This is a genomic window from Halapricum hydrolyticum (assembly GCF_025517535.1).
Taxonomy (GTDB): Archaea; Halobacteriota; Halobacteria; order Halobacteriales; family Haloarculaceae; genus Halapricum; species Halapricum hydrolyticum.
Map to the genome: position 1 here is coordinate 1 of NZ_JAOPKC010000047.1, position 1,932 is coordinate 1,932.

General features: G+C 58.9%; 1 protein-coding gene. It reads left to right on the forward strand.

The genetic code is table 11. The features are described 5' to 3' along the window. Positions 1–525 precede the first annotated feature (525 nt). On the forward strand, positions 526–1,932 hold a 1,407-nt coding region (locus tag OB916_RS16885; protein ID WP_315910466.1), incomplete at its 3' end, for a HAMP domain-containing protein.

A 1,932-nucleotide genomic window follows, 5' to 3' on the forward strand; every position in this document is an offset into this window, starting at 1 on the left:
GATCTCCTCGGTCGAGTCTGACGCTGGCCCGAGCGTACAGACGATTTTCGCGTTACGCATCGCTGTACCCCTCCGCGTCCGCCGAAAACCAGTCGTCGAGTCTATTACGCATACCTTGGAAGTGGATTCTCGGGGAATATGAAGCTTGTTAGAACGCTCTCGGTCTGCGGCGAGTGACCGTCTCGCATAGTAGCGGCAATTGATGCCGATATCTCTGGATAGTCCAGCGTGCCCGGCCTGTCGGTCAATGGCCTATTCCACACGTGAGATTGCGTTCCAAATCCTCATTTCAACACGCGATACTGTATGGCAAATCTTATTTGGGGACTGCATCAATCCGATCCTATGGTCGGTCGAGCGAGCGTCCTGCGGACGGTCGCTGGCTACTGATCAACTCGTGACAGGCGGAAGCATATGTGGTGTGTCATTCGGATCGAAACAGGAGACGACTTTGACAAATGTTGAAAATCAACTATGAGCAGTGAACCGGACGAATCAGCTGAGAGCTCAGCAGGCGGCGGACTCATGGGAATCGTACGGAAGCTAACACCGGGGTTCATCCGGCGTAGTTTTGCGATCAAGTTCGGGATTGCACTTCTGATAATCGGGTTGTCGGTCGGTGCGGCGGGATACGCCGGCTCCGAACTCGTCAAAGACGAGTTTCACAACCAGGTCAACGAGCAGTACAGTAACCTCGCGGCGAGCGACGCGGACGGCGTCCGGACGTGGGTCGAGAACGACGCGAAGGAGGCGATGCAGATCAGCAGGCTGCTAGAGAACAAGACGGACGAGGAAGTACAGGAGTGGTTACGCGACGAGACTGCCAGAAACGATGATTGGCCAGGAGAGGTCGTCATCCACTACGTAGATCTTACGAACGAAGAGATCGTTGCGACGACGGACGGGGCTCGATCAGCGTACGTAGATGCTAGCAGCAACAACACGCTAGCGTTGACCGACCTCAACGAGACAGTCGCGCTCGAACTCCAGGATCTGAGTAGCGGGACGAGTGTCAAGCAAACTAACGCCTACGTTAGTGACGAGGGGGGCAGTGGTTTCGAGGGCGTCCACGTCGCGTATCTCTCACCCGTCAGCACTGCTGTCGAAGACGGTGACAGAGCACTCGTCTATGCCGTCTCGACGAAGGCATACGCGGCCGGAACGCTGGGCGGTGGACTGGAATCCGGTGTCGCGATGGTCGTCGACGGGAACAACCGGATCATCATGGAAGGGTACGGCAGCAACATCCACGACCAACTCCACACGTACGACCAGTGGGGGCAGCCGATTGTCGATGCTCGCGGACAAGACGACGGACGCGTCGGGAAGGCATCCACGACAGCCGCGAGCGGTGTCCTTGCGGGTTCCGAGTGGGACCAGGGCGGACAGTACGATCTCGACGGCAAGGAATACGTCGTCGGTGCGTCACGGGTCGATAGTGTCACGCTCAGCGGACAGGATTCGATCGAACTCGACTGGGTCGCACTCGTGCACACGAACAAGAACGTCGCCTACGGGGACGTGGAAGCTGTGTCGAATCAGTCGCTGATGGCGACGCTCGTCGGTGTGCTCCTGATCGGCGTCTTCGGCGCGGTGCTCGGCCGTAACACCGCGAAGTCCGTCGACCGGCTGAAGGGGAAAGCACAGGAGATGGAGGAAGGCAACCTGGACGTAGACCTGTACTCGCCACGTGACGATCAGATCGGCCGTCTCTACCAGGGGTTTGCCAACATGCGCGACGCGCTCAGCGAGCAGATCGAAGAGGCCGAGCAGGCCCGCAAGGAGGCGGAAGTGTCCCGAGCGGAGGCCATGGAGATGTCGAATTATCTTCAAGAGAAGGCCGACGAGTACGCCCAGATCATGCAGCAGTGTGCGGCCGGCGATCTCACCCAGCGGATGGAGCCCGACGGCGAGAACGAGGCCATGGACCGC